This window comes from Mucilaginibacter sp. P2_D11 (assembly GCF_056404435.1).
In genome coordinates, this window is sequence record NZ_JBFUEA010000013.1 from 140,161 (window position 1) to 162,344 (window position 22,184).

General features: G+C 46.1%; 18 protein-coding genes. 4 read left to right on the top strand and 14 right to left on the bottom strand.

The genetic code is table 11. The features are described 5' to 3' along the window. Positions 1–8 precede the first annotated feature (8 nt). Positions 9–1,913: an OmpA family protein gene (locus AC1DXC_RS20295; protein ID WP_477461009.1), complete on the bottom strand. Its 1,905-nt coding sequence runs from the start codon at positions 1,911–1,913 to the stop codon at positions 9–11. A 39-nt stretch (positions 1,914–1,952) separates the two neighbouring features. Continuing rightward, complete coding sequence (locus AC1DXC_RS20300) at positions 1,953–2,576, bottom strand: 7-carboxy-7-deazaguanine synthase QueE (RefSeq protein ID WP_477461010.1); 624 nt, start codon at positions 2,574–2,576, stop codon at positions 1,953–1,955. 171 nt (positions 2,577–2,747) lie between these two features. Here AC1DXC_RS20300 and AC1DXC_RS20305 point away from each other — a divergent pair, with 171 nt between their 5' ends. From AC1DXC_RS20305 to AC1DXC_RS20315, 3 genes are read left to right on the top strand one after another with little or no spacing between them, the layout of a single operon-like run. Then, on the top strand, positions 2,748–3,509 hold the full coding sequence (locus AC1DXC_RS20305) for a hypothetical protein (RefSeq protein ID WP_477461011.1): 762 nt from the start codon (positions 2,748–2,750) through the stop codon (positions 3,507–3,509). Positions 3,510–3,515: 6 nt separating this feature from the next. Beyond that, the gene (locus AC1DXC_RS20310) at positions 3,516–3,854 is read left to right on the top strand and encodes a Rieske (2Fe-2S) protein (protein WP_477461012.1); all 339 of its coding nucleotides are present in this window, start codon (positions 3,516–3,518) and stop codon (positions 3,852–3,854) included. After that, a complete protein-coding gene (locus AC1DXC_RS20315) occupies positions 3,855–4,220 on the top strand; it encodes a hypothetical protein (protein ID WP_477461013.1) in 366 nt (121 codons plus the stop codon). 136 nt (positions 4,221–4,356) lie between these two features. Here the strand turns inward: AC1DXC_RS20315 and AC1DXC_RS20320 are convergent, their stop codons facing one another. Next, on the bottom strand, positions 4,357–5,238 hold the full coding sequence (locus tag AC1DXC_RS20320; RefSeq protein ID WP_477461014.1) for a bifunctional 5,10-methylenetetrahydrofolate dehydrogenase/5,10-methenyltetrahydrofolate cyclohydrolase: 882 nt from the start codon (positions 5,236–5,238) through the stop codon (positions 4,357–4,359). 88 nt (positions 5,239–5,326) lie between these two features. Continuing rightward, on the bottom strand, positions 5,327–7,114 hold the full coding sequence (gene lepA, locus AC1DXC_RS20325; RefSeq protein WP_477461015.1) for a translation elongation factor 4: 1,788 nt from the start codon (positions 7,112–7,114) through the stop codon (positions 5,327–5,329). An 86-nt stretch (positions 7,115–7,200) separates the two neighbouring features. On the opposite strand from lepA, the gene AC1DXC_RS20330 reads away from it, so the two are divergent. Further along, the gene (locus AC1DXC_RS20330) at positions 7,201–8,064 is read left to right on the top strand and encodes a fructosamine kinase family protein (RefSeq protein WP_477461016.1); all 864 of its coding nucleotides are present in this window, start codon (positions 7,201–7,203) and stop codon (positions 8,062–8,064) included. 4 nt (positions 8,065–8,068) lie between these two features. Here AC1DXC_RS20330 and AC1DXC_RS20335 read toward each other — a convergent pair whose 3' ends face one another. The 10 genes from AC1DXC_RS20335 to AC1DXC_RS20380 form a co-directional block, all read right to left on the bottom strand. Continuing rightward, positions 8,069–8,842 carry a lysostaphin resistance A-like protein gene (locus AC1DXC_RS20335; RefSeq protein ID WP_477461017.1) on the bottom strand — a complete coding sequence of 258 codons (774 nt, stop codon included), beginning with the start codon at positions 8,840–8,842 and terminating at the stop codon, positions 8,069–8,071. Positions 8,843–8,844: 2 nt separating this feature from the next. After that, positions 8,845–9,387: a hypothetical protein gene (locus tag AC1DXC_RS20340; RefSeq protein ID WP_477461018.1), complete on the bottom strand. Its 543-nt coding sequence runs from the start codon at positions 9,385–9,387 to the stop codon at positions 8,845–8,847. Between the two features lie 89 nt (positions 9,388–9,476). After that, positions 9,477–11,117: a hypothetical protein gene (locus AC1DXC_RS20345; protein ID WP_477461019.1), complete on the bottom strand. Its 1,641-nt coding sequence runs from the start codon at positions 11,115–11,117 to the stop codon at positions 9,477–9,479. 60 nt (positions 11,118–11,177) lie between these two features. Further along, positions 11,178–13,817 carry a non-ribosomal peptide synthetase gene (locus tag AC1DXC_RS20350; protein WP_477461020.1) on the bottom strand — a complete coding sequence of 880 codons (2,640 nt, stop codon included), beginning with the start codon at positions 13,815–13,817 and terminating at the stop codon, positions 11,178–11,180. Positions 13,818–13,903: 86 nt separating this feature from the next. Further along, positions 13,904–15,091, bottom strand: a complete 1,188-nt coding sequence (locus AC1DXC_RS20355) for a glycosyltransferase family 2 protein (protein WP_477461021.1) — start codon at positions 15,089–15,091, stop codon at positions 13,904–13,906. Positions 15,092–15,111: 20 nt separating this feature from the next. Continuing rightward, complete coding sequence (locus tag AC1DXC_RS20360; RefSeq protein WP_477461022.1) at positions 15,112–16,341, bottom strand: glycosyltransferase; 1,230 nt, start codon at positions 16,339–16,341, stop codon at positions 15,112–15,114. Continuing rightward, positions 16,338–17,681 carry a lipopolysaccharide biosynthesis protein gene (locus AC1DXC_RS20365; RefSeq protein ID WP_477461023.1) on the bottom strand — a complete coding sequence of 448 codons (1,344 nt, stop codon included), beginning with the start codon at positions 17,679–17,681 and terminating at the stop codon, positions 16,338–16,340. Before AC1DXC_RS20365 ends, AC1DXC_RS20360 begins: the two co-directional genes overlap by 4 nt. Before the next feature lie 14 nt (positions 17,682–17,695). Beyond that, positions 17,696–18,310 carry an acyltransferase gene (locus tag AC1DXC_RS20370; protein WP_477461024.1) on the bottom strand — a complete coding sequence of 205 codons (615 nt, stop codon included), beginning with the start codon at positions 18,308–18,310 and terminating at the stop codon, positions 17,696–17,698. A gap of 10 nt (positions 18,311–18,320) precedes the next feature. Further along, positions 18,321–19,829, bottom strand: coding sequence for an O-antigen ligase family protein (locus AC1DXC_RS20375; RefSeq protein WP_477461025.1), 1,509 nt, complete (start codon positions 19,827–19,829; stop codon positions 18,321–18,323). A gap of 205 nt (positions 19,830–20,034) precedes the next feature. Further along, positions 20,035–22,182 carry an exopolysaccharide transport family protein gene (locus AC1DXC_RS20380; RefSeq protein ID WP_477461026.1) on the bottom strand — a complete coding sequence of 716 codons (2,148 nt, stop codon included), beginning with the start codon at positions 22,180–22,182 and terminating at the stop codon, positions 20,035–20,037. Between the last annotated feature and the right edge of the window lie 2 nt (positions 22,183–22,184).

Consider the following 22,184-nt stretch of genomic DNA (forward strand, 5'->3'; position numbering starts at 1 on the left):
AGGAGCGGCTATTTAGCAATTATCTTAAACTCCGTCCTTCTGTTTTTGGCGCGGTTATCTTCTGACGTGTTGGGCGCTATCGGTTCGGTTTTGCCGTAGCCTTTGTAAACCAAACGGGCCGGGTTTATATTGCTGGAGGTAAGGTAAGTATATACAGATTTTGCCCGGTTTTCTGATAGTAACTGGTTCGTTGCGTCGTTGCCCACATCATCGGTATAACCGGATATTTCGATACGGACGGTAGGATTAAGCGTTAAAAACTCAATGAGCTTCTGGAGTTCTGCTTTCGATTCTACCTTCAGGTCGAACTTATTGGTGTCGAAAAAGATGTTCTTCAATATTACTTTGCCCCCAACTTCTATTGGCGATAGCAATACCGATATATTGAAGGCTGTTTTTGGCGCATGGCCTATCAATGAAAAATTATCCGAATAGAACAAATAACCTTGCCGCGAAATATTGAGGCCATAGTTTTTGCCAGCGGCCAGCGTGGCTAAAAACTCGCCCGAATCCTCGCTGCTATAATCCTGGTACACTGGCATATTCTTCTCCAAATCCACAATTTCGATGATGGCCTCTAAGGGTGCCCGGGTTTTAATGTCTTTTATATTGCCCTTTACGTAAGTAACGATATTTGGTCTCAGGTTTAGCGGCAGCTCGAAGGTGTAAATATCATAGCCGCCAAAGCCGTTTAAGTTATTGGATGAGAAAAAGGCGTAAGCACCGTTTGCTGTGAGGGTGAGGCCATTCTCGTCGCCGCTGGAGTTGATGGGCGAACCCAGGTTTACCGGCTTTTGCCATTTACCGTCTTTAGCCATCCGGCTGATGAAGAGGTCCCTGCCACCCATGCCCGGCCAGCCGTTGCTGCAGAAGTAAAAGGTGCTGTCATCCGGGTGTATAAAAGGCGACTGCTCGTCGTAAACGGTGTTTACGTTTGGCCCCATGTTCTCGGGGTTGCCCCAGCCTTTATCGGTAAGGGTAGATTTCCAAATGTCGTAACCGCCGTAACCGCCTTTGCGATTGCTTACGAAATAAATAGTGCGCCCATCGGCACTGATGCTTGGCTGGGCTTCCCAGCCGGAGGTGTTCAAGGGCGAACTCAGGCTAAAAGGCTTGCCCCAGTCGTCGCCTTTGCGTTGCGCTATATAAATATCGCAGCGGCCCTGGCCATCGGGCCGGTTGCAGCCTGTAAAAAACAGGTATTTGCCATCTTGCGATATCGATTGCGCCCCCTCGTTATAAATAGGCGTATTGATGGCATCGCTTAAGTAAACCGATGTTTTCCATTTGCCGTTGAGCTTATCGCTCTTATAAAAATCTTCGTTGCTGTTTATTTTTCGGGTAAATATCAGCGTGCCTTCGTCGGCCGTAGCTACGGGCAGATATTCGTCGGCAGCGGTATTTATCTCTGGGCCCATGTTTATGGGTAAAAAAGGCACGGGGTGTTTAAGTGCATCTATGGCAAAATCGCAATCGCGCAGCAATTTGCGGGCGTAAGCTTCGTCTCTACTAACCAGGTTTGGATAGGTGATGTATTTTTCCAGGTGCTGCTTGGCCGAAATGTATTGCGCCTCGCTAACTTCGGCATCGCCCACGCGTAAATATACCGAACGCGAATACTCAGGCGAAAGTGCTATCGCCTTTAAATAGTGTGGTATTGCGGCCTTGTTTTGCAAGCGAGAGTGCAACACGTCTCCCAACAGGGCCTGGGCCTCTATAAACTTGCTATCGTTATCTATAGCTTTTTGCAATTGGGCAATGGCATCGTCGTACAAGTGTTCGTCCAGGCTTTGGTTGGCCAGCGCAAAGTTTTTAATAGCCTCCTTATCCGTAGTAGAATATTGCCTTTGCTGGGCAAACACATACACGGGGGATAGTAACACGAAGACGGCAAACAGGTAAAAAATGCGCATCGCTTGTTGATTCGTTAATCAATAAGCTAAGTTACACAATTAAGGGATATTTAAGTATTTGTGCGTTTGCAACGAAACCTCCCATTGAGGGTTATTCATCACATATTCTACAATTAGCGGTGCCATCTCCTTGTTTTTGCTCCACTCGGGCTGTAGGTACAGTTTGCAATCGGGCGCAACCAGTTTGGCGTTGTGTTCGGCAAACTCAAAATCCGATTTATTGAAGATAATCACCTTTAGCTCGTGCGCCTTATCGGCCACGTTTTGCATGGGGGCCTTGAATTTTTTTGGCGATAGGCATATCCAGTCCCAATCGCCCGATAGGGGATACGCGCCCGATGTTTCAATGAACGTACGGATGCCCTCGTTATGCAGTTGGGCGGTGAGGTAATCTAAATTGTAGATGAGCGGTTCGCCGCCGGTTACCACCACAGCTTTGGAGGGGTGCACTTTGGCGTTGGCCACAATAGTATCGGCAGAGGTAAGGGGGTGCAGTTCGGCATCCCAGCTTTCTTTAACGTCGCACCAGTGGCAGCCCACATCGCAGCCGCCCAGGCGGATAAAGTAAGCGGCTTTGCCGGTGTTGTATCCCTCTCCCTGTATCGTGTAAAATTCTTCCATCAAAGGAAGCAATGTGCCGTCGTCCGGAACCTGGTGTGCCATAATAGGGCGCAAAGGTAGGCTTTTATGGGCAAAGCTTAAAGCGCGAAGGCAAAAGGTGATATTACAGTGATATGGTGTGTTATCAAAATATGCTATTTAATTGGTTGATGCTCTTTTATATATCATTATTTGGCGTTAGCTTTATAGGGTAAACTTTACCTGTCCCAGGGCATGAAGAAATTATACCTCCCGTTTATATTCTTCCTTTTGTTTTGCCTAAGCTCCTGCGTAGACATCGAAGAACGTTATGATTTCAAGGCAGATGGATCCTGCAACGTGCTTTACGGCTTTGATATGGGTAAAGCGGTTTCGGTTTTGGCCAATTTGATGACCGATTCGGTACGTGAAACGCCGCAATTCAATCTGGTGAAAGATACTACACTCAACTTTTACAACGCCCTGCCCGATAGCATTGCCAATAAAATGAATGCCGAAGAGATAAAGATGGCCCAGGGCAGCGACCTGGCCGTAAAAATGGACCTGAAGCATAACATTATGAAAGTGAGCATAAAGCATGAGGCTAAAAACGCGGCCGACCTGCAATATTACCTGCAGCACCTCAATAATATATCAATGAACGGCGACCTGAGCCAGATGACCAAAAACAAGCAAGTAGGCGGTTTTGACCCGCAGCCGCTTATAAACGGACAAAGCTACTACAACTATGAGATAACGCCTCATCGGTTTTACCGCATTATAGACAAGGTGAAATTTGCCGCGTTCTTAAAAAAGACGGGAGCCAAGTTTGCTATGGCGAAGGCTATGCTGATAGATATGCCTTACAAAGTAGTGCTGAAATTTGCCAGGCCCGTGAAGAAGATGAACGGGTCTAAAGCCGTGCTTTCTGCCGACAGGCATACCGTTACCCTGGTTACCAGCATGGATGAGGTGATGAAGAACCCCTCGCTGATGAATTTGAAGATTGATTTTTAGGTTATAATGAAGTGGTACCCTGTTGAAGGCGTTGCGCTTAACGGCGAGCCATTCATCAAGAAAATAAAACTAGCCGGAAAAAGCATATGCCTGGTAGGATATGAGGGCAATTTGTTTGCCCTTGGCGCCACCTGCCCGCATGCCCGGGAAGATTTAAGCCGTGGTTGGTGCGCCAATGGTAAGCTGGTTTGCCCTTACCACCGTTTCAGCTACGATTTGCAGACCGGCAAGGGCAGCTCCGGCCAAAACGATTATGTGGATAGCTATCCGGTTAAAGTGAAAGGTGAGGAGGTTTATGTGGGGATAGAATCCTTTTTTGATAAACTAAAACAAGCCTTCAAATAAATGGAAACCAATGCTATCGACCTGCTTACCTATGAATTGTACCATACGCTCAGCTTCCGTAATTCTAAACTGCCTAAAACGGCCGAGTTGCGTAAGTTTTTTTACGAAGGCGGCGTACTGATAAACAACACTTTTGACGAGCCTATAGCGTTTAGCACGGCGAGTTACCTTAAGGCGCTCGAATCGCAGATTGCTATTGGCAACCTGAAGCAATTTTTGCAGCGGGAAATAAGTTCCAAAACCGAAGTATTTGGCAAGATAGCCCAGCGCACCAGTGTTTACGAGTACAGCTTTGCCGAGATACCGTCCCGCAAAATGCCACGGGGAATTAACTACATGCAATTCGTAAAAGATGGCGACACCTAGCGCGTAAGCTCTATGGCCTGGAACGACGAGAACGAAAATCACCGGATACCGATGGAGTTGGTGGCTTGATAGCAGGTGAGTGGTTGATTAGGTGAGTAGTGAATGGTTTACAAACTATACAACCACTCACCACTCACTAAGAATAAACTTCCTTATTGGCAGAACTCAAAGTATTCTTCAGCAAGCCGATAATGGTCATCAATCCAACGCCGCCTGGTACGGGGGTTATCCATGATGATTTTGGGGCAACATTTTCAAAATCCACGTCGCCGAAAAGTTTATAGCCTGATTTGGTCACAGTTGAGATTTCGCGGTTCATGCCCACGTCAACTACAACAACGCCTTCTTTCACCATATCGGCAGTGATGAAATTCTTTTTGCCGATGGCTACGATAAGGATATCGGCATCCAGCGTGAATTTTTTAATGTCGGGTGTTTTGCTGTGGCAAATGGTAACGGTGCAGTTGCCCGGCTGCGTGTTGCGCGCCATCAGGATGCTCATTGGCGAGCCTACGATATTGCTACGGCCCACCACCACGCAATGCTTGCCTGCTGTTTCAATGCCGTATTCTTTCAGCATCAGCGTGATGCCGTAAGGGGTAGCAGGGATAAATGACGGCAGGTTGCGCTGCATGCGCCCCAGGTTCACGGGGTGGAAGCCATCCACATCCTTGCGGTAGTCTATGCGCTCGGTAACTTTTTCCGGGTCGATATGTTTTGGGAGGGGTAACTGTACGATGATGCCATCTATGTCCGCATCGGCATTCAGCTCGGCTACTTTGGCAAGCAATTCTTCTTCGGTAACATCATCCTCGTAGCGCACCAGAGAAGATTTAAAACCCACCTTTTCGCAGTTCTTCATCTTGCTGGCCACGTAGGTTTCGCTGCCGCCATCGTGCCCAACCAAAACAGCAACCAAATGCGGTTTGCGGCCGGTGCGCTCCAATATCTTAGCCGCTTCTTCGGCTATTTCTACCTTAAGTTTTTCTGATACGTATTTTCCGTCGAGTAATTGCATTTGAGAGTCAAGATATAAGAGGCAAGAATTAAGAAAGCTGCAGGACAATTCCTCTCTTGCATCTTGATTCTTGCCTCTTGATTCTAAATTAATCTAATTTCAGCACCGCCATAAACGCGCTTTGTGGTATCTCTACGTTGCCTACCTGGCGCATGCGTTTTTTACCGGCTTTTTGTTTTTCTAACAGTTTACGCTTACGCGAGATATCGCCACCGTAACATTTGGCGGTAACATCCTTACGCATAGCTTTAACAGTTTCGCGCGCTATAATTTTAGCGCCGATAGATGCCTGTATGATAATCTCGAACTGTTGGCGTGGTAATAGTTCCTTCAGTTTTTCGCAGATTTTTTTACCGAAATCGTAAGAATTGCCACGGAATATCAATGATGACAATGCATCAACCGGTTCCGCATTTAGTTTAATATCCAAACGAACAAGATCCGACCTGCGGTAACCTATCTGGTGGTAATCGAACGATGCGTAACCTTTTGAAATGGTTTTCAGCTTATCGTAAAAATCGAATACAATCTCGCCCATTGGCATCTCAAAGGTAAGCTCGACCCTGTCGGATGTTAAGTACGACTGGTTCATGATCATCCCGCGTTTCTGGATACAGAGCGACATTACCGGCCCCACAAAATCAGATTTGGTGATGATGGTGGCTTTAATATATGGCTCCTCCACAAAATCTATCTTGCTTGGATCTGGTAGATCTGATGGATTGTTTACGATGATAGATTCACCACGCGTGTTGTAAGCAATGTATGATACGTTCGGAACGGTGGTAATCACCGTCATATTGAACTCACGCTCCAAACGTTCCTGGATAATCTCCATATGCAGCATCCCCAGGAAACCGCAACGGAAACCGAAGCCTAAGGCAGCAGATGATTCCGGCTCGAAAACCAGCGAAGCATCGTTCAGTTGCAGTTTCGCCATCGATTCACGTAGCTCTTCGTAATCCTCAGTATCCACCGGGTAAATGCCCGCAAATACCATAGGTTTTACTTCTTCAAAGCCTTGGATACCGCCTTCGCAAGGGCGGGCAATGGTGGTGATGGTATCGCCAACTTTTACCTCGCGCGATTCTTTTATACCCGAGATGATGTAACCAACATCCCCGGTTTTAATAACATCTTTTGGTGCCTGTTTCAGTTTCAGCGTGCCAACTTCTTCAGCAATGTACTGCTTTTCGGTAGCGAAGAACTTTACTTTATCGCCTTTGCGTATCTCCCCGTTAACTACTTTGAAGTATGCTACGATACCACGGAAGGAATTATAAACGGAGTCGAATATCAATGCCTGCAACGGTGCATCCGGGTCGCCTACAGGGGCGGGGACACGCTCGATAATGGCACGTAAAATATCGAAAACGCCCATGCCGGTTTTGCCGGATGCTGCTAAAATCTCTTCGCGTTTGCAGCCGATCAGGTCTACTATCTGGTCTTTCACTTCCTCGGGCATAGCGCCGGGGAGGTCCATTTTATTGAGGACGGGAATAATCTCCAGGTCGTTCTCCAGTGCCAGGTACAGGTTAGATATGGTTTGTGCCTGTATACCCTGTGCCGCATCTACTATAAGCAATGCGCCTTCGCAGGCAGCTATAGAGCGCGAAACTTCGTAAGAGAAATCTACGTGGCCCGGGGTATCAATCAGGTTGAGTACGTATTTCTGCCCATCGAGTTCGTATTCCATCTGTATGGCGTGGCTCTTGATGGTGATGCCGCGCTCGCGCTCCAGGTCCATATCGTCAAGCAATTGGGCCTGGCTTTCGCGCTGGGTGATGGTGTTGGTGTATTCTAACAACCTATCGGCAAGGGTACTTTTGCCGTGGTCGATATGCGCTATGATACAAAAATTACGTATGTGCTTCATTCAACCGCAAAAATAACTTTTTGCGCGGATAATTTGGCATGCTTTGGGCGATTTGCTAACTTACTGATGGTTAATACACATACCTGATGATACATCAAGCGATTGCCGCATCAGCGGAAACGATATTGTCCGAAAAAATAATATGCGCAGAACCCGTACCTGGCGGGGATATTAACGAGGTGTACCGCTTGCAAACCAGTGGCGGGCAGTTCCTCATCAAAATCAATTCTGCGGCGCGTTTCCCGGATATGTTTATCAGGGAAGCAGACGGATTGGCGATCATTGCCAACACCGGCGCCATCAATGTACCGCAAGCGATTGCTGTAGGCGAGGCAGCAGGGTTTAGCTTTTTGCTGATGGACTGGGTAGAGGCCGGGCAATCAGGCAATACAGGCATGGCAAAGCTGGGAGAGGGGCTGGCAAACCTTCACCGTAATACGATGGTCTTGTTTGGTTTTGGTGAGGACAATTACATCGGCTCTCTGCACCAAAGCAATAGGATACACGGAGAATGGAGCGATTTTTATAGAGAGGAACGGTTGCAGCCGTTAATGAAAATGGCAGTAGATAGCAGCAAGCTGGAACAGGCAGACACACTACAATTTGAAAGATTGTACACCAAATTGCCCGACCTTTTCGAACCCGAACCACCGGCTTTACTGCACGGCGATTTATGGAGCGGGAATTTCATCGTCGATAGAAACAACCGACCATATTTAATCGACCCGGCAGTGTATTACGGCCACCGCGAAATGGATATAGCCATGACGATGCTCTTCGGCGGTTTCGGGGCGGCGTTTTACGATGCTTACCAATATCATTATCCCTTAGAGAAAGGCTTTGAGCAAAGGCTGAAGCTATGGAGCCTTTACCCGCTGCTGGTACACGTTAACCTGTTCGGCGGAGGGTATGTACAGCAACTGCGGAATTACGTTAAAAGCTACCTATAACGTGCTAAAGCAATTCGAAAAGGCAGGCGGTTAAGTTAAAGCAAAAGTGGAAGAATATGCCGTACCAAAGGGTATGCTCTTTCACACGCATGTAGCCAATGAAAAGGGCAAAAGGTATGAGCCAGAAAAGAGAAAGGAAACTCAGGTGAATTATGGCAAACAGGAAAGCAGATATGTAAACAGCTTGTTGTTCGTCGGCAACCTTTAGCAGTATTTGCAGCAGGTATCCTCTAAAACCTAATTCCTCGAAGAGGGCCGGGGTTACGGCCGTGAAAAATATCAACAGAACTTTAGCGTAAGGATATCCAATAAACCCCCATATATAACTTTCCTCTTTTGAAAAAATGGTGGTGTTTAGCCATGTAACCGAGTAATGTACCAAAAATGCACCGCCCATAGCTATACCGCAATAGAGGGACAGCTTTTGGATAGAAAAATTAGGCCAGTGTAAAAGTCTTTTATTCTCTTGCCAGCCCGTGGCGAAAAATGCCACCGTGCCGATCGCCAAAAAGGCGTCTATTATAATGAATGACGTTAAATTCTGAAGGGCATCTACAAACTTAGCTAAACAACAAACTATTAAAGTTAACCCGAAGAATACGCCTCCTTGTTGCAAAAGCTGCCATTTTTCCGCAGTATTGAACCCTTGGACCTGGGTTTGCCTTGCGCCGCAACTGTTGCAAAATTTGCAGTCATCATCAATAAGCACGGTGCAGCTGATACAGGCTTTTTTACCCAGCAGCGGTACTGGCTCGATAACTGTTTCCTCGGCAAGCACAGCTATTCGATATTATGTTCTTTTTTAAACTGCTCATAATCGAGCGCAGATTTTATCCCTTTTATAAGGTAACCGATAATGATGATCTTAAAGATAATCCCGCTTACGATATTGATAGGGTTATCAATGGCAAGCAAAACTTGCACAATAATATATAGCACCAACCCGGAGACAAGGCATACAAGCGGCTTTTTAGAGCTATAAGCGCCAAGGCCAAGGAATAAGAATGCCAGAATGAGTATAATGATCACTTCTGATATCGTATCGGGATTGTCTTGAAATCTAAAATAATTGATAATTGCGCTGAGGGTGAATATACCCGCCAGGTAATATAGGCTATTACCGGCTTTTTTTATTTGCTGGTTAAAATCGGCATAGTCGAGGTTGGTAACCTCCTGATGAGCAATAAAGCTGCGTTGTTCGCTTTCGGTACCCTTTAACGGGTAGCCACAACTGGTGCAAAATACATCTTCGGTGGCAACTTTGGTAAAGCACGACGCACATTTAGCGTCGGTTTCGGCTGTGATAGCGGCTGAATTTTCCATTTGATAATCTAAGGTTCAAGATAGTCTAAGATAATCACTTTATATGATATACACAAAGCACTCAAAAAATATATCGGGAGTAAACGCAATTAATGACCTAACTGCAAGAATAGTGGTGTTTCACTTATCTGCAGGGTTAGCTTTCCGTTTATAGCTTTAACAATGCTTTGCGCCATGTTCTCGGCACCGACTTTAGGTTTGTAAACTCCAATCGTTGTTTCGGTGCCGAAATTCAGCGTATAGGTGCGCACCTGCCCGGATTGCTCGGGAATGGTAACAGCGTAAATTACTTTACCATTTTGTTCAAATTTATCTATTAGCGGGTTTTGGCCGATAGTACCCGTATATACATAGCCATCTAACAGTTTTCGGGTTTGTAAAATATAGTCGGCGGCAGGGCGGCGTTTGGGGCTTTGCGCAAGGCCCGAGGTTGCATACTGCTCTGCCTTATCCGGAAAGGCATCGAATAATTGATAAAAGAAAAGCCTTTTTACGCCATGCCTGGCGTAGAGCAGCGAGCTGCGCAATATCCAGTCGGCCTGTGTTTGGAGTGCCGATTTATTGCCGATGGCGGGCGCACGCTGGTAGCTGCCGGGGTTAATGTCGTATCCTGTTTCGGTTACCCAAACTTCGGGTTTGCCGGGCAGACTATCGGCATATTTAACAAAGCTATCGGCAACACGGCCGGCATCAGATAGTTCCGGCGCAATGCCCGTAGTAGCCTTGGTATGCGTAAACACGCTGCCATCATTGGCATAAAGGTGATAGTTGATGATATCGAAGCACAGGTTTATGCTGCCATCAGGTTTATAGCCGCGATTGGTTTTGCACCAGGCTACCATCCGTTTTACATAGTTCACATCTGCGGTGGCTAAGCCGGTCATTACTACCTGCATAATAGGGTCGGCGGTTTTAACCCCCGCGTTATTGCCCAACGTGCCTTTGTGGCCATCGTAAAAGGCGGATAGGTTTGCAGCATATTGCTCAGGTGTTTGGGTGGCTTTGTCTCCTTTCCACCAGCGGTCGTTCTCGTTGCCGCATTCGATGTATTTGATAAGGCCGAGGCCAATTTTAACCTCATTGGGTTTATCGCCTGTCAATCGCGGGCGTGTATCTACCTTAACCAGTTTTGGGTCAATAGCCTTATTATAGCCGTACCGGGCCGCAAACTGGAACGCTGTGCGTGCCTGCACAACATAGGAGGCGGGCTTGCTAAGGTCGGCACCATAAAAAACGGGTACGTTTTCGTCATCGCGCTGGTCGGTAGGGTAGGTGTCCATCATCCATACGGGTAGGTTTTTCATATCGGCTAAAACCAGTATACTGTCTTGCTTGCAGCGTGTGTATATCACGTCGTAATCCCAGCTGTCATTATTGGTGGGATTGAAGGTGTAATCGCCCTGCGTATTTTCCAGCTTGTTCCAGTTCATGTAATGCCGCAGCGCACTGAAGCATTTGATGAGAGCCATGTTGTCCTTGTAGATGTGGTCCCGCTCATTCGGCGCGGCCGGGTTTTCGAGGAAATTCCACTCGTAACCGTTGATGCCGAACATGTTGCGCAGGGGCACGCCCTCAACTTCGGCAAGGGAATCCTGTAGAGTTATGGTGGTACCTTCCGGAGTAACCGCAACCGCCGGGGCAACTTTTGCAGGCCCGGTACCGCAACGAGAAAACCCCATCATCAATATGAGGATGGGGATTAGCGCTTTGTTTTGAAATGATAAGTTCATGCCGATAGCAGCGGGTTACGTGGTTTGGTTTACGTTATGTACCGCGAAAACGGCTGGTCTTTATTTTTCATTGGCCGCTTTGTCCAGACATTCTTGCAATACGCGGGCAAACTGCTTGTCATTCGGCGGTGCAAACATGGTGTTGTGCTCGCCGGGCATATCGTGTACATTAACTCCTTTAAGTGCATAGGGAGTCCAGCCAAGGTTTTTAAAATCGTCCATGTAAAACGTTTTTTTTTTGGCACGGAACAGCTCAATTTTTATATCAACCGGGGTTAGCTTGTAGTTGCGTTGCGCAGTTTCACTTTTCTCGTGGATATCATCTGTATAAGCGGCAAAACCCACTTTCTTTTTTACCATGTGCGGAAATGCCTTTTTATAAGCTTTAGCAATACGGCGGCCAATTTCGCGGCTTTTGTATTCAACGGCACGTTTTGGGCCTTCTATGAACAGGATAGGGGTGTAAGCTACCTGCTTTACAAAGAACCAGGCACCGCTCAAAAAGCGTTTTAAAGGCGGGATGTGTATTTTAGTTTGGTTGGCGTAGGTATCAAACATGGCCAGCATTTTAACATCCTTACCCATGGCCAGCATTTGTTTTGCCATTTCGTAAGCTATAAGCCCACCAAGTGAATAACCCGCCACCGCATAGGGCCCAACCGGGTTGTGGTTGATGATCTCTTCCACGTAGTTGGTGGCAATTTCTTCCATCACATCAAGCGGTTCATCAATACCATTAATGCCTTTCGCCTGTAAACCGTAAACGGGTTGTTCATCATCCAAACCCATGGCCAGGGCATTGAACAGCAATACGTTTAAGCCTGCACCGTGTACGATGTATAAAGGCATTTTGCTGCCCATCGGCTTAATTGGCACTAAGGAATCCCAGGTTATTAATTCGGGATTTATATTCAGCCTTGCAGCCAATTTCTCTACGGTAGAATGCTCGAACAAGGTAGCCAACGGCAAACGTTTGCCTGTTTTCTCCTCCAGCTTGGCCATTATCTTTACGGCCACTAAGGAACGCCCGCCCAATTGAAAGAAGTTATCTACCATGCTTATCTTGTCCAGCCCCATCATTTCCTGCCAGATGCCGGCCACCAACTTTTCGTTGCTGGTTCGTGGTGCTACGTAAGCTTCAGCGCGTACAATGTGGCTGTAATCCGGTTTCGGCAGGGCCTTACGGTCAATTTTGCCATTGGGGGTTGACGGTATTACGTCAAGCAGCACGAAATCATCGGGCACCATATATTCCGGCAATTCGGCAAGCAGGGCGTTTTGCCATGCATCCTGCTGTTGTGCAGACGGGTACCCCGTTTCGCCCGAATGCAATAGCAGGTAAGCCACCAGGCGCGGGTAGCCGGCTGTATCTTCGCGGGCTATTACCACCGCTTCTTTCACATCTTCCTGTTTACCCAGGTGAAACTCTATTTCGCCAAGCTCTATACGGTAGCCGCGCACCTTTACCTGGTGGTCTATACGGCCAAGGCAAACTAATTCGCCATTGGGCCTTAGCTTCCCCAGATCGCCGGTGCGGTATATCTTATCGCCTGGGATGTTAGAGAAAGGATTATCTATGAATTTTTCGGTAGTAAGTTCTTCGCGGTTCAGGTATCCCCATGATACGCCGTCGCCGCCGACGAGTATTTCGCCTATTTCGCCATCGGTAAGGTCGTTCATAGCCTCATCTACGATATATATCTGCGTATTGTCTATCGGCCAGCCAATAGTAACATCCTCGGCATCGGTTACATGCTTTATAACCGAATAAATCGTGGTTTCGGTAGGGCCGTAAAGGTTCCAAACCTCGCTGCTGCGCTCAATCAGTTTTGCCGCAAGGTCTTTAGCCAGCGCCTCGCCGCCGGTGAATACCTTTATGGGTAGTTTCTCGTTCCAGTCTACCTCCAGCATCATGCGCCAGGTATAAGGTGTGGCTTGTAGTATGGTGATACCCTGCGTGCGCACAATATCCAGCACGGCACGGCCATCTTTGGCGGTGAGCGAATCGGCAATAACCAGTTCTGCGCCAACGCTTAGCGGCAGGTATATATCCAAGCCGGCAATATCGAACGATATGGTGGCAACAGCCAGGGTTTTATCAGCAGAAGTAATGCCCGGTTTCTTTTGAAAACTCAGGACAAAATTCACCAGGCTGTGGTGGGCAATCTGCACGCCTTTTGGTTTGCCCGTAGAACCTGAGGTATAAAGAATGTAGGCTAAGTTGCTGCCTATAACGCCCGCCGGTGGTTGCTCGGGTATCATGGGTGCAGAATCTGCCAGCGCTTGCTCTATCAGTATTTCGGTTGTATTTGCCGGATAGTGGCCCGCGTATTTTGCCGATGTGATCAATATTTTTGCGCCGGAATCTTCCAGCATGAATTCTATGCGATGTTTCGGGTATTCCGGATCGAGCGGTACATACGCGGCACCCGATTTCATGATGGCCAATAAGGAAATAACCATCTCGGGCGAGCGATCTAAAGCCAACCCGATAACATCGCCTTTTTTTACGCCTTTTTGAAATAACAGAGTAGCTATCCGGTTGGCTGTATTGCTCAACTCCAGGTAAGTTAAAGTACGGTGGTGAAAGCTGATAGCAATTTTTTGTGGGAATGCCCCGGCGCTCTCGTTAAAAAGGCCAAACAACGTTTTCTCTTTCGGGTAATCTACCTGGGTGTTGTTTACCAATGTTGCTTCCATATTATCGCTTGGCTAAGCAGGGGGGGCTTTTGCTAAACCTAATTCTTTTAGTATTAATGTGAGCTATAAACAATATAGGTGCGTATTTAATTGCCGGATGGACTATGTGGCGTGTGAATAAATTTCTTATTGGCGCCCTTTAATTTAAATAATAATGTCAGCATGGTAAAAAATATCAGTGGTATTTTTAAAACCGCGCCCAATAATTTACCATTGAAAAACTGCCCGGGCACAGCCACCAAAATGCCAATGTAGCAAAGCGCTGTTGCCGTTAGCCACATTTGCCATGACGGGCCAACACCCGGTGTTAAAAGCGATACGATGAACATAAAAGGCATTAGCCCTAACATTAGTATGCGCGGCAGTATGGCGGTTTGGTATATCTCGTTAAAATAATCAAAGTTGCCGCGTGCAAACAATTCTTTAAAACCCGTCATTCCGTAGGTTTTCAGCAGGTTAAATTGTGCCGATAACCAGCGGCGGCGCTGTTTTTTAAATACCTCGGGGTTGCTTACTTTTTCGTCGTAAATTAAGGCAGCATCTGCGTAGGCCACGTGGATGTTTTGGCGGGTAAGCACAAGCCCCATCTCTTTATCAAAGCCGCCAACCGCATCTATCTGCGCCATGGTATCCTTAAACAGCCTGTACTCGAGCGCCATGCCAGAACCAATTATAGCTGCCGAAAGGTTGAAAACACGTTGTGCCTTGCGAAAAATGTGGTTATTTATTTCCTCGCTTATGGCATCCAATATTGCAACGGGGGTCTCTGTGTTTTTGGCTACGCGATGGCCCTGTATCACCCTGTCGCCGGCATGGATGTAGTTATTAATATGGTGCAGGTAATCGGGCGCGGCAATGTTATCAATGTCAAATACCACAGCAGCATCAACATCATCATACGTAGCGGCAATGGCGGCGTGCAGCGCCTTTGATTTTGTGCTGCTCTCAAACACTACCTCCACCACCTGTAAAGGCATTTCCTTTAGTTTTGCGATGGTTTCCGGCTGCATCGAATCGGCTATAACGCAAACATGGAATTTATCCTTAGGATAATCTATCGTAAGGGCCTGCGCGGCGGAGTTGAGGATGATAGCATCCTCTTTATAAGCACAAATGTATATTACAAATTTGCTGTATGCCGATGCGGCGGGGGGCGCCTTTTTAATAATGAGTTTGCCTACAACCGAAAATACAAACAGGTAGAGGCTATAAATGCCCAGGTAAATAAATACCACGGTGAAAATCACTGAGAAAATAAATTTTATAAATTCCATTTTAAGCCTTTAATTAAAAGTTAACTACCCGTTTTGTTTTTTTGTGCCAATGCCGACGATAATAATTCTTTGATATCGGCAATTCTATGCTCCCATGTATTGTTTGCTGCAATACTTATACGTTGCTCAACTTTTTCGGTTGCTTGTGCATCTATCAATGCATCATTTAATGCCTCTGTAAATTCATCCGCGGTAGCGCAATAGGGTATAAGCCCGCTGGTAAAATCCTGCAGGTCATCATTAAAATCGGTTGATACCACCGGCTTGCCGGCCCCTAAATACTCAAAAAGTTTTAGCGGGAAAATATTATTGCTCACTTCGTCTTTTTTAAAGGGGATAATGCAAACATCAAATCCTTTTAAAACAGAGGGCATCTCCCCGTACGGCACAGGGCCGGGCAGGTAAAGGTTGGTCGCTGTAAAATCGCCTTCGCTGATGTAATCCTTATTAACCGGGCCTACAAATACAAAGCTTTTATCGGGGTTGGCGGCAATCACCTTTTTTATAAGTGTATAATCTATACGGCGTTCTATCGCCCCAAAGTAGCCCACCACCGGTTTTTTTATGCCCGATAGCACATCAGCTACCGGCAGCGCAGGGTCCAATGCTTTTTGGCTATGCGTTATATTGGCCGCATTGGCCACAAAGTACGAGTTGCGGTTTAGGAACGATTTTTTGTTACGCAGTTCGCGGCTGGTACAGATGATCATATCCACACTTTTGGCCAGTATTTCCTCGTTATGTACGCCGTGTTTTAGCTGGTAAGCCTCAATAATAGGGTCAACACAGTGGTAAACGGTTAGTGCCGGCTTGGGCTCTAATATTTTATGCAACTGCGGGTACGAAAAACAGTACGAGTTGATGTAAATATAATCGGTAATGCCCTGTTGCTTAAATACTTTTTTTAAGCGCGTTGCTACCATCCACTCGTTAAACCTTACTGCAAGGCGGTAAGCTTTCCCTTCGGGGATTGTGTTGATCGATGGCACGGGCGGGCAAATGATGATCTTAAAGTTGGGAAGGCCGGTTTGAATGATGCTGTTCTTCCCATCGAAAAAATGCGGCTTTCGTACACGGTATGCTTCGGTATCCCTAAACTTAAAGTAATCCTTCCAGGTAAAGGGCCTATCAACAAAATACACATAGTTGTCCTGTGCCAGCAGGCGCGACATGGTGTATATGGTAGATTCCAGGCGCCCGTCGAATTGCATCTGCGAAAAAACAACGATATGTTTACCGGTTAAGTTCATTCGTTTTGTTTTTCGGGGTTCTTATGCAACATATGATTTATCACCCCTTTTACCCCTCCAATGCCCACGGTGAACAAATCGCGTAAACTGAAGCGGAGATGCTTTTTTAGTTGTATGTAACCGAAGATGAGGCCGGAGTAATAAGTAAACAGCGATGCTATGGCCACGCCATATAAGTTATGGAAAATTGCAATGCCGGCAAAATCGGCAATAACGTTCACCGTCAGCATCAGGAAAACCTTCAGCATATTGAGGTGTGGTTTGTTAAGGATGTCTAAGGTGATCCCGAAGAACCTGTCCATAGGCATAATGATCGCATAGCAAAGAAAGATGCGGAAGATATCGAACGACTCGCCACCAGCGTATTTTTCGCCCGAAAGGAGTTTAATTACCAACCCGCCCAGCAAAAAAGCGACTGTAGCTATTGGGATCAATAGTACGGTGAGTAGCGATCCATATTTTTTCATGATATGGGCAACGGCGGGTTTGTCGCCGCGTTGTGCAGCTGCCGAAAGTTCGGGCAGGGCGGTTGACACAAAACTCCGCATCGGGATCTCGAAGAACTCCATTAGGCGTTGCGGGATATAATAAACACCAACCAAATCTTTAGGGAACATGGCAGCTATGATGAAAATATCAGAACTGCGCAGCAGGGTAGAGCCTATAGATGTGCCCACGCCGTATTTACCAAAATTGGCCAGTTCCTTCATCGACTCAATAGTCTTATGCTTAATGGCATGCACCTGCGACCAGCCCATAAAAATGCAAAGCAGGCTAGTAAAAATATTTGTGGCCAGGTAGCAATAGATAACAGTTTGGAAATGGATAACCTTGAAAAAAACTATAGTAAGTACAAGTAAAAGAAAACCACCCTGATTGATGATCTGGATGATGAACATTTTATCGAAACGTTGTTCTGCCTGTAAAATCCAGCCTGCAATAGCTGATGGCAGTGTACAGATGTAAATGATGCCGAACCATTTAATTGTGGCTTGCACATCGGGATTTCCACTTTTGAAGAAGAGGTAGAGCAAAAGATCGATGAAAGCAAGCCCGAAAGTTAAAATAAAACCAACACTCCAGGCCGACCCAGCAACCGTTACAGCACGGTCTTTAGTAGCACCTGCATAAAATTTTATCAGCGAGGTTTGTAAAAAGCCGGTGCGAAACATATCGGCCAGCAAAAAAATGTTCAGAAAGAAGATGTAATTACCAAATTCGGCCTTGGTAGGAAAATGCCTGGTTAATTGCGATATCACCAATAACCCGATAACAGGCATTGCTGCGCTGCTGGCCAAATTGATAGTATGTTTGTTTACGATTTTTTTTAAAAACGACATAATATCCTTTGGCGTTAAAGTTTTTCCCAGATACCGGACTCGAAATTATACTTCTTGATCACTTTAGCGGGGTTACCAACGGCTACACTATATTCGGGGATATCTTTTGTTACCACACTGCCCGCGCCAATAACAGCGTGCTTTCCAATGGTAACGCCTGCAGTAATTACGCTGTTTGCGCCTATCCAAACGTTATCCATTACAGTAATTTGTTTAGTTACCACTTTCTGTACACGAGGCGGCAGGGTAACATCCTCGTACCCGTGGTTTAAGCCCGATAACACAATGTTTTGCGCCATCATTACGTAGTTCCCCAGCGTTACCGGGCCAATAATGGTATTAGACAGTCCCACCCCTACATGGTGTCCTATCAGTACATCGCCCACGCCGTTGTTTATGGCTGCAAAATCCTCTACAATGCTATTTTCGCCAAGGGTAAAGTTATTAAAAGGGAATACATCCATCCGTGCGTAAGTGCCTACTATCGAGCTCCATGCCCGTTTATGGCAAAACGGGTTTACAAACCAGCGTACCCAATACCGTGGCCTGGAATGGCCCGACCTTACTATAAGCCAATGCACAAATTTTTTTATACGGGGATGAGATTTGATTACCGAAAGTAACGACATCTATAAAAAATTAATTATGCTTTAATTCAGCCATGCCTATATCCCCCTGTGCTTTTCGCTCTGCAACATCTAACCTGTAGGTTACGTTGAGCAATGCAGTTGCAAGATAAAATAAAATGTTAGAAGGATACTGTACCAATGCCTGTTGCGGATAATTGCCAATATTAAATATAAATATGGTCAATAACATCGCTAAACAATAAACCTTCAGTTCGGGGTTCTTGATCAGGAAATAATAGTTGATCCCCGTATATAAAATTACGAACATTAAAGTACAAAACAATAAGAGACCTATCCAGCCCATTTCTACTGCAACACGCACGTACCCGCTATCGGGCGGAAATTTGGCCAGCATGGAGTTGGGCGCAAACCGGCGCCCCCAAATACCTACCGAGCCAAGCCCGCCACCAATAGGGTGCGATAGTATATACGGTTTTATTTTATGCTGGTTTTCTGCGCGTACGTTAAATGATGCATCGGCCGACGGATTGAAGGCCGATTGGAAGCGTTTGATAGTGGCGTTGGATGTTGGCATAAATATTACTACGACAAGCATAAACCCTGCCGTAAGTACCGAGAAAAGTATCTTGCGGTTGAATTTAAGTATAGCTAAAAGCACTAAAGCGCCGGGCAGCAGCACATATGCGCCCCTGGTGCCGCTGTAGAGCATGGTAAGCAGGTAAAATGGTATTAAACACCCCAGTATTATTTTTTTTGTTTTGCTGATATCGAGCATGAAAAAACAAATGCACATGGCCGATGCCACAACCATATTGTAGGAAAAAGTAACCGGATCTGGGAAAATTGCCACCTTACGCAAATGCCCGTTGATGAAAAGGAAGCTTAGCCTGAGCGGGTCTGATGCGTACCAGGCTTTCTCGAAACCAAACAAGCCGATATTCTCTTGCTGGAAACCCGACAAGGCCGCCAGCAGGCACAAAAAAAGCCACAGCTTAAATAAAAACCTGATGTACTCTATAGTGCGTATTTGATAAAGGAATATGAAATACATTAGCATAATAAAGCCAACAGTGCGTACGGTGTACACCCAGGCTAATATGGATGGCGATGCCGGATTTACGGCCTCTAAAAAATTATACCCAAGCCATGCGAGTACTAAATAGGTGATAGGGTTTTTAAAATCATCCCAACTGGCGTCATATTTCTTTTTTACGAAGAAGCCGAAGATGAGCAGGTACGTAATGGCATCGAGTAAAATGCCTGTAGGCTGATCGCTGGGGAAGATGGACGAGAAATAATTGAGAATGAAAGACACCACCACCAGTGCGGCAATGCCGAATTTGGGGTAAGCAATGATGCCATAAACAACAGGCAGGCCAACAACAATGGCCATAATGCCTGCGGCACCCATAATGCCCGTTTTTGCGACTACCACGCTTACAAATACAGCGGCAGGCAGCATCATCACTATCATTCTGTTAGTTGATAAGTTGTTAAGCTGCAGCTTATTGCGCAGGTAGGCTTTTAAGCCGATATTTCTTACTTGTTTATCAGGCATACGCGGGGCCCGGTTTTATGCCAGGATCAATATTTTAACAGCCCACACAAAAACTCCGGCAAATACAAATGCTATGGCAACCTTGCGTGTTTTATTTTCAAGTGGGCTAAGGCCTGCATAAGGGTCTGCCTTTATTTTGGTGTTTGGCGTTATTTTCATGTCAGGGAATCAAAGTGCGTAAAAAATTAAAGACACAGGGCCGTGGTTAGTCTTCGGGGATGCTGGCCTTGTTCAATACCCAACCTGCAAATTTCCCGTTCATGGCGCGCAAATACTCTAAATCGGCCTTTTGGGTTTTCTTGATGCCTTTGTTAGCTTCAAAAACACCCACCACCTTATTGGCAAACAACATCCACTCCTTCGATTTATTTAGGGTAGATAGTGCCGGGGTTTCTATGATAATGATATCGTACTTCGTTTTCAGTTCGTTAAAACGGCTGCGGATAAAGTTTTCGTCGCTTACTTCCAGTAGCGTAACATCGCCGCCGTGGTTGCCCAAAACTGTGGTAGCGCCCGAGAAAGCCTCGTAATTATCGGGATTGTTTTTAAAATAATCCTCGATATATGAACGGGGCTTTGCGGTTTCGGTGATGGTAGGGTTGGTAAAGTTACCATCTATCAACAGCACCTTTTTGTTTATCATGGAGTAGGAGTATGCCAGGCTGATGGCCAGCACGGTTTTACCCTCATGGTGGGCAAGGCTGGTGATGGCCAGTACTTTTTCGCCCTTCATTTCCTGGTCAATCTCGAAGCGAATGGAGCGTATAAGCTCTTTAAAGTGCCGCATTTTTTCGCGGTGCTCCACATCCCAAAGCTTCCTTAAATCCAGCGAACCACCAGCTATGGTGTTTAAATACCCAAGCGACGGCAGGCCGGTTTGGGTAACCAGTTCGGCAGGCTGTTTTATGGTATCATCAAAAAAGTATATGGCAAACAGAAAAACAACACAAACCGCAAAAGACCCCATACCGGCAAGTATGATGAGCAGCATTTTCTTAGATGGTTCGGCAACATCTGGCGTAGCATAATCAACCTGCCGCAGTTTGATAGCGAGGGTAGATTTAATGTTGGTTTCGTTATATCTTGTCAGAACCTCCAGGTATTCTTTACTGGCAATATCCAGCTCGAAATTGTAAGTTTTTACGGTAGCATCAAAAGGTACCAGGCGGTTAAACTTAGCATTTAGTTCTCCCAATGTCCTGTCTATAGCCCGCAGGCTGTACTTGGCAATGTCGCGCGATACTTCAAGCGCTAGCTTTTGCGTAACTAACGCATCCTTACCCACCAACGGGTTGGTAATGTATTTATCTGATGTGAGGTTTAATTGCTGCGTAAGTTGTTTGGTAAGGGAATCTATTTGCCCTTTATACTGCGGCGAAAAATTGCTTCGCACGTACTTGTCGGTGAGCGCGTGCAACTGCTCCTGTGTGTTTACAATGGCGACATTGTATTTGTTTGTCGTAGCTTCCAGGTAGATGCGGTCTTTAGGGTCAAACCTATTGTTGATACTGGCAATTGCACCATCGTAAGAGGCTACATCCTTTTGAGCCTGCTGTTTATGGTCGCCGTAAATCATTATTTGGCCGTAAATAGATTTTGATTGTTCTTCCAGGTTTATAACACCGTTGCGTATTTTGTAATCCTGCAGCTGCGCTGTTTTTTTATTGAGGGCCTCGCGCTTTTCGTTCAGCAGTTTCGCCAAAAAAGCAACCGCATCGGTTTCATTTTGTCTTATGGTATAGGTATAATAGTTAATAAATTGGCGGCACAATTCATTAACTACAAATGCCGAAAGCTGCGGATTGTCCGACTTGTAGTACACCGAAATAAAATCGCTGTCCTCATTGCGATATATCGCCAATTCCTGGTGCAGGCTACGTTCGTCGTACCCCATCGATCGCATCAAGTCGTTCAGCCCGTTCTCATCCTTGTTGTAGTAATCCATGGGCTCCATGCGCTTTAGCTTCTCCGTAAACAATTCAACGGCATGTTTTCTGGCCGCGGCGTTCATGCTTAAAAATAGCTTGCTGTGCGGTTTATAGGGCCAAGCGCTGGTAAGATCGTGCAGGATGAGTTGGTACGATACCTGGTTAACGAGCTTTTTAAGCTTCATTATCTCTATCAGGTTGCTAAAACTTTGGTTTATTTGTTGCTGCTGTACGGAGCCATATTTATCCTGATCAAGCAAATGGCTCGATTCATCAACGATACCCGTTGCTATCTGCGATTGGGATACGTATTTATCGGCGAGGTTTTTTACGAGAAAATAGGAGATAATTATAGTAACCAGCGGAATAATGATCAGCAGGTTTTTATGTTTCCATAAAACTTTCAGAAAATTTACTAACTCCATTA

What these genes read in the sequence shown, in the direction of transcription:
- AC1DXC_RS20320 (WP_477461014.1), bottom strand. Translation starts at nt 5,238, where the DNA reads ATGCAATTACTCGACGGAAAATACGTATCAGAAAAACTTAAGGTAGAA.
- AC1DXC_RS20305 (WP_477461011.1), top strand. Translation starts at nt 2,748, where the DNA reads ATGAAGAAATTATACCTCCCGTTTATATTCTTCCTTTTGTTTTGCCTA.
- AC1DXC_RS20300 (WP_477461010.1), bottom strand. Translation starts at nt 2,576, where the DNA reads ATGGCACACCAGGTTCCGGACGACGGCACATTGCTTCCTTTGATGGAA.
- AC1DXC_RS20350 (WP_477461020.1), bottom strand. Translation starts at nt 13,817, where the DNA reads ATGGAAGCAACATTGGTAAACAACACCCAGGTAGATTACCCGAAAGAG.
- AC1DXC_RS20295 (WP_477461009.1), bottom strand. Translation starts at nt 1,913, where the DNA reads ATGCGCATTTTTTACCTGTTTGCCGTCTTCGTGTTACTATCCCCCGTG.
- AC1DXC_RS20370 (WP_477461024.1), bottom strand. Translation starts at nt 18,310, where the DNA reads ATGTCGTTACTTTCGGTAATCAAATCTCATCCCCGTATAAAAAAATTT.
- AC1DXC_RS20365 (WP_477461023.1), bottom strand. Translation starts at nt 17,681, where the DNA reads ATGTCGTTTTTAAAAAAAATCGTAAACAAACATACTATCAATTTGGCC.
- AC1DXC_RS20360 (WP_477461022.1), bottom strand. Translation starts at nt 16,341, where the DNA reads ATGAACTTAACCGGTAAACATATCGTTGTTTTTTCGCAGATGCAATTC.
- AC1DXC_RS20375 (WP_477461025.1), bottom strand. Translation starts at nt 19,829, where the DNA reads ATGCCTGATAAACAAGTAAGAAATATCGGCTTAAAAGCCTACCTGCGC.
- AC1DXC_RS20330 (WP_477461016.1), top strand. Translation starts at nt 7,201, where the DNA reads ATGATACATCAAGCGATTGCCGCATCAGCGGAAACGATATTGTCCGAA.
- lepA (WP_477461015.1), bottom strand. Translation starts at nt 7,114, where the DNA reads ATGAAGCACATACGTAATTTTTGTATCATAGCGCATATCGACCACGGC.
- AC1DXC_RS20315 (WP_477461013.1), top strand. Translation starts at nt 3,855, where the DNA reads ATGGAAACCAATGCTATCGACCTGCTTACCTATGAATTGTACCATACG.
- AC1DXC_RS20340 (WP_477461018.1), bottom strand. Translation starts at nt 9,387, where the DNA reads ATGGAAAATTCAGCCGCTATCACAGCCGAAACCGACGCTAAATGTGCG.
- AC1DXC_RS20345 (WP_477461019.1), bottom strand. Translation starts at nt 11,117, where the DNA reads ATGAACTTATCATTTCAAAACAAAGCGCTAATCCCCATCCTCATATTG.
- AC1DXC_RS20310 (WP_477461012.1), top strand. Translation starts at nt 3,516, where the DNA reads ATGAAGTGGTACCCTGTTGAAGGCGTTGCGCTTAACGGCGAGCCATTC.
- AC1DXC_RS20380 (WP_477461026.1), bottom strand. Translation starts at nt 22,182, where the DNA reads ATGGAGTTAGTAAATTTTCTGAAAGTTTTATGGAAACATAAAAACCTG.
- AC1DXC_RS20355 (WP_477461021.1), bottom strand. Translation starts at nt 15,091, where the DNA reads ATGGAATTTATAAAATTTATTTTCTCAGTGATTTTCACCGTGGTATTT.